Here is a 7378-nt window from a genome sequence, read left to right as displayed (position 1 = left end):
ACGTCCTTTATAAGAGACAAATACTGAATCTATTTTTGTTGGTTTTTCACCAGCTCCATAATTAGTAGGATCTGGAGTATCAGTAATATTCACATAATAAACTTTATAATCGACTCCATTACTGTTTACTGTTTTTGTATGTAAATTAGAGGCGTATTCGACTCTAATTGTTTGTAAGTTTGCCGTATTGGGTGTAGGTATTTTTGTAAATGTTACATCTTTATCAGAATTAACATCCATATGATATTCATCTAAATATTTATCGATAGCTGCTAAATCTTTAGGATACTGCTCCGCAAAAGGAACAACATAAGGAACAACAGGATCATCGGCCTTACTACAGCTAAAAATCGTCAAGCTCATTATAAAAACAAAAACTATTTTAAAAAATCTAATCATTATATTCTATTTTAGGTGTGCAAGATACAATTTTGATTTATTTTTGTTTAAAATTTAACTTTGTTTTTTAATTTTTATGCGAATAGATAAATTCCTTTGGTGCGTACGTTATTACAAAACCAGAAATATGGTTACCGAAGCTTGCAAAAAAAACCATATTACAGTAAACAATCAAGTGGCAAAAGCTTCTAAAGAGGTTTTTGCTGGCGATAAAGTCACTTTTAGAAGAGACCAGATTACTTATATTATTTCAGTTTTAGGTATTCCTGATAATCGCGTGGGTGCAAAACTGGTAGATATATACAGAAAAGACGAAACCCCAAGCGAATCGTTTGCTCATTTAGAATTGTTAAAATTATCGAAAGAACATTACAGAAAAAACGGAACAGGTCGCCCAACTAAAAAAGACCGTCGTGATATTGAAGATTTTGGTACTGACATAAAAATTGAAGATGCAGGTGAAGAAGCTTAGCCCAAAATACTGGCAAAACCGATACGAAACCAACGATGCAATTTGGGACGCCGGCGAAATAACTACACCATTAAAAGAATATATTGACCAAATAGAAGATAAATCTATCAAAATATTAATTCCTGGTTGTGGTAATGGTTATGAGTTTGAATATCTTATAAACAATGGTTTCGAGAATAGTTTTGTTGTCGATTATGCCCAAAATCCAATTGACAACTTGAAGAAAAGAATGCCAAACTGCAATCCAAAGCAATTAATTGTTTTGGATTTTTTTGAGCACGAAGGAAGCTATGATTTAATCATCGAGCAAACTTTTTTTTGTGCATTAAATCCAGAATTAAGAGCTAAATATGTGCAAAAAATGCTTTCTTTACTTTCGCCGAAAGGCAAATTGATTGGTTTGTTTTTTCAGTTTCCATTAACTGAAGTTGGACCACCATTTGGCGGATCGAAAGAAGAATATCTAAAATTATTTTCTACTAATTTTAATATAAAAACATTAGAAACTGCTTATAATTCTATCAAACCACGAGAAGGAAAGGAACTGTTTTTTATATTTACAAAAAAATAAATACCATGAGCCAAAATATTATCTTAAACCACCAAGAAATTGAATTCAAAATAAAACGAATTGCGTATCAGATTTATGAAACATTTATCGACGAAAAAGAGATTGTTATAGCTGGAATTAAAGGGAATGGAACTGTTTTTGCTAATAAAATTGCTTCGGAACTAAAAAATATTTCTCCTATTGAAGTTATTTTATGTGAAGTTAATATTGATAAGAAAAATCCAAGTTTACCCATTACAACTTCCATCAATAAAAATGAATATAAAAACAAAGGATTGGTGTTGGTTGACGATGTTCTTAACTCTGGAACAACATTAATTTACGGTGTAAGACATTTTCTAGATGTTGATTTGAATAAGTTTAAAACCGCAGTTTTAATAGACAGAAACCACAAAAAATACCCTATAAAAGCCGATTTCAAAGGAATTTCACTATCAACTTCTTTATTAGAACATGTGCAAGTGGTTTTTGATGAAAATCAGGATTGTGCTTTCTTAGAGTAATATTTTCTGAATTTCTTCAACAACATCAAACGGAGATTTAGTATCATCTATAAAAATCGTGTGCTTACAATGGTTGTAATAGAAACTTCTGTCAAAAAGATGTTTGGCAACAAATTCTGTTAATTCATTTTCGGATAAATCCTTAATAAGTGGTCTATTTGATTTATTAATTTTTAATCTTTCTGTTAATGTTTGAATATTTACATTGAGATAAATAGAAATCACCTCTTCTTTTTGTAAAAACTCATGATTATTTGCATAACAAGGTGTTCCGCCCCCAAGACTCAATACAAACGATTCGTTTGAATTGATTTTATTTACAAAAACCTCATGCTCTTTTTTTCTAAAAAAAATCTCCCCTTTTTCAGAAAAAATTTCATTTACTGTTTTAGAAACTTCATTTTCGATTAAATGATCGATATCAAAAAAAGGCAAATCGAGTTTTTTTGACAGTAATTTTCCTATTTCTGTTTTTCCAGAAGCCATATAACCAACTAAAACAATTTTTTTCATGAAGCTAAAACCTTATAAATTAACACACTGAGTGCATTTGTAAAAAAAAGACAAATTTAATACAAAATTGCTTTGAAAAATGAATAATAACTTCTTATATTTGCACCCGCGTTGAAGAAATACAATGACTTGGTAGCTCAGTTGGTAGAGCACATCACTTTTAATGATGGGGTCCTGGGTTCGAGCCCCAGCCAGGTCACAATTTTTTTATTTCTTCAAGCAATGACTTGGTAGCTCAGTTGGTAGAGCACATCACTTTTAATGATGGGGTCCTGGGTTCGAGCCCCAGCCAGGTCACAAGAAAGTCGAGCTTTAAGCTTGACTTTTTTTATTTAAGGCCACGTGGAGAAACGGTAGACTTGCCAGCTTGAGGGGCTGGTGCTCGCAAGGGCGTGCGGGTTCAAATCCCGCCGTGGTCACAGTAAAAAACCGATAACCTCTTAAAAATAAGAGAATATCGGTTTTTTTTATTTAATAATTGCGTAACATCTCCTCAACGAATATGTATTTAATCGTAATTGAAACTTATTTCACAAAAATCTCTTTCAACTGACCAATAATGTTTCCAGAACCAGAAATGGTAATCTCACCAATCTTGTCGGCAATTTTTTCAACATATTCCATTTCTTTCAATTTCCACAACATTTCGTTTTCTTCCATCAATTTGGCAGTATTCAATAAACTTCTTGTAGAGGCTGTTTCTTCACGTCGCATAATGCTATTAGCTTGTGCTTTTTTCTCAGCAACTAAAACCTGATTCATGATTTCTTTCATATCACCTGGTAAAATTACATCTCTAATACCCGCATCAGAAACTACCAATCCTAAATCATTGATTTTTGAGGTTACTTCTGCTAAAATATCTTTAGCAATAGTATCTTTTTTGCTCAACAATTCATCTAAAGTGAAACCGCCTACAAAAGCTCTTAATGCCAATTGCATCAAAACATACATTTGTTTTTCAAAATCTTTGTTATCTACTAAAGCTTTCAATACATCCTTAACTTGGTATCTTACAAAGAAATTAATTCTCAAACCTGCTTTGTCTTTGGTCAATAATTCCTGACCTGAAATTTCCATTTGTTGTTGTCTTGTATCAACCGTTTTAACTTCTACAGCAATAGAGTTATTCCAAAAGTAATAAGTACCCGCGATTAATTCTTTAACAAAACTACCATTAACAAACAATAACGCTTTTTCGTTGCTCATTACCTGAAACTTTCTTGTAAATAATTTCACTTTTGCATTTTCCAATAAGACTACTGAGATTTGCTCAGTAATATTTACTTTAGACAAATCCGCTTTTACAAACTTGTTGTCAACATATCCTTTCCAAAAAGCATATCTACCTGTGGTAAGTACTTCTTTAAAAATACCGTTTACAAAGTATAACACAATTTCACTATCAGCAACTTCTACTATTTCCAACATAGAAGCCAAAACTTCATTTTGCAATAAAAGATTCAATTCTACTGGAGCCACAAAGGATTGTTTCATTTCATAAATACTTGCTTCTTTGTTACCAAACAACCAGTATTTACCTTCATTCAACACTTCGATTAATTTTCTATTTTCAAATACCAAACCTACTTGGTATGCATCGATTTTAATTCTTTTCAACATCATTTCTATTTATTATAATTATTATTCTTTCTTTTTAATAAGAAAACGTTTTGTCTTTGTCCTCCAAAAAGGACGGAAAATAACTTGTTGATTTGTCTGCCGAAATGGTTTGTCCTTATTTTTTAAAAACTAAAATTTAGTTGATAATCAAATGATAAAGCAATTCAATGTTCAAAAGAACGAAAGACACTTTCAGGTCTTATTGTGAGTGTGGTTGTTTTATAAAAACTTTCACTGACAAAGACAAATCAGTTTTCTTTGTGCCATTCTTTTTAAGAGTGAATGTTCTCTGGAATACAGATTTTGAGTCTGTAAGGCGACAAGCCGCTGTCAAAACCAAACCTAAATTGTTTGCAGGATTCGAACCTGCGTTTCCTTCTATTGTTCTAACCAAACTGAACTATCTCGTCATTAGACGAGAGTGGGATTCGAACCCACGACCCATAGAGTGTGACAATTTTTTGGAAAACCATCAAAAACCTCCAAATCAAGTTGCATAGTAAAACAGAATACTTCCCAGTACTATTTACCACAATGGTGCTATACAGAAACACGCAACAGGACTTGTTTGATATTATAATTCAATGAACATATTTATTTCTTCAACAAATATTCAAAACCAACTACGCAGTTATTTTGCGTACATAATTTATTTGTGGAACAGAACCGAATCGAACGGTTCCCTCCTGCTCTTCAAACAGGCGTGCACACCATGTACACCACTATTCCAATTGGTACAGGAAGAGAGACTCGAACTCTCAAAATGTTGATTCTAAATCAACCGCGTATACCATTCCGCCATCCCTGCAATTGTGGAAGTAGTAAGATTTGCACTTACTCAGCACTTAAACACTTGGTTTTAGCTCTTGTTTTTGTTTGTTTTTGCTTGTTTCGCTGAATGAATAAATTCATTTCAGACAAGCCCGACTCTCTCGCTTCGGCGTACTTCCAATTTGTCTGAGAAACAGGATTGTTCACCTCTTTATTATTTATTTTAAAGGTGTTCACGAATGCAAAGCATTTCGACCTGCAACCTCCTGCATCCAAAGCAGGTAAACAACCAATCGTTATCTTCCCAGAGTTATATTTTGGGTGTTTTCGTCCCGATAGCTATCGGGAGAACCCTGTTCTTCGGATTCACTCCCGAAACTTCGGGACGAGATTTTACCAAATAAACTAAAAACACCATGTGCGGCTTATACGAGGATCGAACTCGTTTCTCCCGAGAGACAGTCGGGAAGGTTAGCCAGTAAACCCAATAAGCCAGTTTCCTTTCTAAAAACTTTGTGACCTCGACTGGATTCGAACCAGTAACCTACTGCTTCGTAGGCAGTTGCTCTTTCCAGTTGAGCTACGAAATCTTTTTGCGATTCTGGAAGGATTTGAACCTTCAACCCTTGGCTTAACAAGCCACCGCTCTACCGTTGAGCTACAAAATCTTATTTTTGGGCATAAAAAAAGCACCTCTTTTTGAAGGTGCTCTATAGTTGTGTATAAGATATTACTATCCTAATGCCTATGGTTGTGCACCTGTACAATGTATCCGAAATCAAATCGCGGGTTTACTAGTTTACTATGTTGATTAAAATTGATCATGGTTGTTTTCTCTGTTGTGAGTGAATCGCTATATCGTAAATTTATTGTTCTCATTTTGCTTTTTTTTTATTGTAATTGCTTTTTGTAAATACAATTGGTATTGATAATTTTCTGAGGCAAAGATACTATCAAAAAAAACTAACTTCCAAATTTATTTTTATTTAATTTACTGATTATCAATTATTTATGATTATTTTTTAAACATAGAAAGTCCTGTCCGCTTGTGTGCAGATAATCTAATTTTGTCAAATGGCTGTCTCTCATTTGGTTACTATTCAAAGCTTATATTTCGTTATTTCGTTTGAGCATGAAACATTTTGTTTATTTTTTTAAATTATTTTTATTGATGTTATTTTTTTATCTCTTTTGAACTCTTATTTCTATTTAATTATCTAAAATCTTACCGAAATAAAACACTATAAAACCAAAAAAGCGCCCCGATTAAAGGACGCTTTTGTATTTATTATTGTTTTATAAAATCAATTTACTGGTTTACAAAAAAACATACAACGTCCAAAAAGCCCACAAGGATATAATCCTGCAAAGCGATCTGATCTTTCTATTAGTATATGTTTTTGATTATTCATGGGACAAATGTAGTATTATTTTTTAATTATTTATAACTACACATTATAGGTTTTAAAGTATATCAAGTCTAGCCGACTGATATAAAATTTCTATTACGATATTAAGGTAGGAAACCATCACAAAATTAGTACTTTTATGGAACAAATTAAGCAAGGGAATCGTATTATCAATTTGAACTAAAATAGTAATAATTTTCAGACTTTGTAAATACTGTATTTGTTAGTTATTTTCTATTATAGCGCATAACTATAAAAAAAGTAAGCCCATCCCAACCTTTTATACTTTTTAAACCTCTTAGTAATTATGGGGTTCAATTCAAATTATTTTTTTCATTTATATTTGTACCTCTTGTTTAAATCTTAAATAGAATTTAATTAATTATAAAAAAGAATTATGAGCCAAAAAATTAATATTTCGATTAACAAACCTTGTTCTGAAAAATTCAATTCTTTTAGTAAAACTATTTCAGGAGGTCATTGTAAAACTTGTCAAGAAAATGTAACTGATTTTACAAAAATGAGTCAAAAAGAAATTTTCAACCATTTTAAAAATCCGAACAAAAATACTTGTGGGTATTTTAGCGAGTCCCAATTAAAAACTTACTCCGATGAAATTGGATCAACGGTAAAACAAAATACAAATTGGCTAGACATGATTAGAGTTTCTTCATTACTTATGTTTGCTACCACAACGAATTGGGGGCAGAACTCAGGCGCTGTTCCGACCATTGAACAACACCAAATGGAATCGAAACCAAAAGCAAACAAAATAGAAAAAAATATTACGAACACCCCTTTTGTTGTTAGAGGAAAAATAATTGATGAAAACGGTCTTCCAATGCCCGGTGTATCTGTAACACAATATGGCGGCACAATAAGCACATCGACTGATTTTACTGGGAATTTTGTTTTTCCAAAGGAATTGGCAGAAGGCGATCGTTTATCTATTAATTTTTTAGGTTACGTAAATCAAATTATAAACGTTTCAAAAAATGAAATTACAATTAAAATGAAAGAACATGAACAAATGTTGATGGGTAAAGTTTCTGTAAAAGAAATTTTTGTTTCAAAACCTTCTTTCTTTCAAAGATTAAAAAATATTTTTTAATGTATA

6 protein-coding genes, 7 tRNA genes and 1 pseudogene are annotated in these 7378 nt (G+C 32.0%); 7 read left to right on the top strand and 7 right to left on the bottom strand.

Annotated features, from left to right (window positions below; genetic code table 11):
* A pseudogene (locus ACH2BP_RS13060) lies at positions 1-399 on the bottom strand (hypothetical protein); the annotation flags it as partial.
* Between the two features lie 76 nt (positions 400-475).
* Between ACH2BP_RS13060 and ACH2BP_RS13055 the strand changes: the two are divergent.
* The 3 genes from ACH2BP_RS13055 to ACH2BP_RS13045 are packed head-to-tail and all read left to right on the top strand — an operon-like array spanning position 476 to position 1945.
* Complete coding sequence (locus ACH2BP_RS13055) at positions 476-871, top strand: RNA-binding S4 domain-containing protein (RefSeq protein ID WP_395060590.1); 396 nt, start codon at positions 476-478, stop codon at positions 869-871.
* Positions 852-1442: a methyltransferase domain-containing protein gene (locus ACH2BP_RS13050; RefSeq protein ID WP_395060588.1), complete on the top strand. Its 591-nt coding sequence runs from the start codon at positions 852-854 to the stop codon at positions 1440-1442. The genes ACH2BP_RS13055 and ACH2BP_RS13050 overlap by 20 nt, the downstream gene beginning before the upstream one ends.
* Before the next feature lie 5 nt (positions 1443-1447).
* The gene (locus ACH2BP_RS13045) at positions 1448-1945 is read left to right on the top strand and encodes a phosphoribosyltransferase domain-containing protein (protein ID WP_395060586.1); all 498 of its coding nucleotides are present in this window, start codon (positions 1448-1450) and stop codon (positions 1943-1945) included.
* Here the strand turns inward: ACH2BP_RS13045 and ACH2BP_RS13040 are convergent.
* The gene (locus tag ACH2BP_RS13040; RefSeq protein ID WP_395060584.1) at positions 1937-2458 is read right to left on the bottom strand and encodes a shikimate kinase; all 522 of its coding nucleotides are present in this window, start codon (positions 2456-2458) and stop codon (positions 1937-1939) included. The two genes, ACH2BP_RS13045 and ACH2BP_RS13040, sit on opposite strands and share 9 nt — an antisense overlap.
* Before the next feature lie 126 nt (positions 2459-2584).
* On the opposite strand from ACH2BP_RS13040, the gene ACH2BP_RS13035 reads away from it, so the two are divergent.
* The 3 genes from ACH2BP_RS13035 to ACH2BP_RS13025 all read left to right on the top strand — a co-directional run bounded on the left by ACH2BP_RS13035 (position 2585) and on the right by ACH2BP_RS13025 (position 2877).
* Positions 2585-2657 (top strand) — tRNA-Lys (locus ACH2BP_RS13035).
* A gap of 25 nt (positions 2658-2682) precedes the next feature.
* Positions 2683-2755: transfer RNA gene (locus ACH2BP_RS13030), tRNA-Lys, on the top strand.
* 39 nt (positions 2756-2794) lie between these two features.
* A tRNA-Leu gene (locus tag ACH2BP_RS13025) sits at positions 2795-2877 on the top strand.
* A gap of 106 nt (positions 2878-2983) precedes the next feature.
* Here the strand turns inward: ACH2BP_RS13025 and ACH2BP_RS13020 are convergent.
* From ACH2BP_RS13020 to ACH2BP_RS13000, 5 genes are all read right to left on the bottom strand, one after another.
* Positions 2984-4084 carry a slipin family protein gene (locus ACH2BP_RS13020; protein WP_395060582.1) on the bottom strand — a complete coding sequence of 367 codons (1101 nt, stop codon included), beginning with the start codon at positions 4082-4084 and terminating at the stop codon, positions 2984-2986.
* Between the two features lie 653 nt (positions 4085-4737).
* Positions 4738-4810: transfer RNA gene (locus ACH2BP_RS13015), tRNA-Phe, on the bottom strand.
* 3 nt (positions 4811-4813) lie between these two features.
* A tRNA-Leu gene (locus ACH2BP_RS13010) sits at positions 4814-4889 on the bottom strand.
* Between the two features lie 479 nt (positions 4890-5368).
* Positions 5369-5442: transfer RNA gene (locus ACH2BP_RS13005), tRNA-Arg, on the bottom strand.
* Between the two features lie 6 nt (positions 5443-5448).
* A tRNA-Asn gene (locus tag ACH2BP_RS13000) sits at positions 5449-5520 on the bottom strand.
* A 1138-nt stretch (positions 5521-6658) separates the two neighbouring features.
* On the opposite strand from ACH2BP_RS13000, the gene ACH2BP_RS12995 reads away from it, so the two are divergent.
* Entirely contained in the window at positions 6659-7372 is a 714-nt protein-coding gene (locus tag ACH2BP_RS12995; RefSeq protein WP_395060580.1) for a carboxypeptidase-like regulatory domain-containing protein, read from the top strand.
* Positions 7373-7378: the final 6 nt, after the last annotated feature.

The organism is Flavobacterium sp. (assembly GCF_043756175.1).
Lineage (GTDB): Bacteria > Bacteroidota > Bacteroidia > Flavobacteriales > Flavobacteriaceae > Flavobacterium.
Note: the sequence above shows the minus strand (reverse complement) of the source record. Positions and strands in the feature narration are given on the sequence as shown.

Bases quoted from the DNA above. Each gene is read 5' to 3' on its own strand.
- ACH2BP_RS12995 (WP_395060580.1), top strand. From the start codon at position 6,659: ATGAGCCAAAAAATTAATATTTCGATTAACAAACCTTGTTCTGAAAAA.
- ACH2BP_RS13040 (WP_395060584.1), bottom strand. From the start codon at position 2,458: ATGAAAAAAATTGTTTTAGTTGGTTATATGGCTTCTGGAAAAACAGAA.
- ACH2BP_RS13055 (WP_395060590.1), top strand. From the start codon at position 476: ATGCGAATAGATAAATTCCTTTGGTGCGTACGTTATTACAAAACCAGA.
- ACH2BP_RS13050 (WP_395060588.1), top strand. From the start codon at position 852: ATGCAGGTGAAGAAGCTTAGCCCAAAATACTGGCAAAACCGATACGAA.
- ACH2BP_RS13045 (WP_395060586.1), top strand. From the start codon at position 1,448: ATGAGCCAAAATATTATCTTAAACCACCAAGAAATTGAATTCAAAATA.
- ACH2BP_RS13020 (WP_395060582.1), bottom strand. From the start codon at position 4,084: ATGATGTTGAAAAGAATTAAAATCGATGCATACCAAGTAGGTTTGGTA.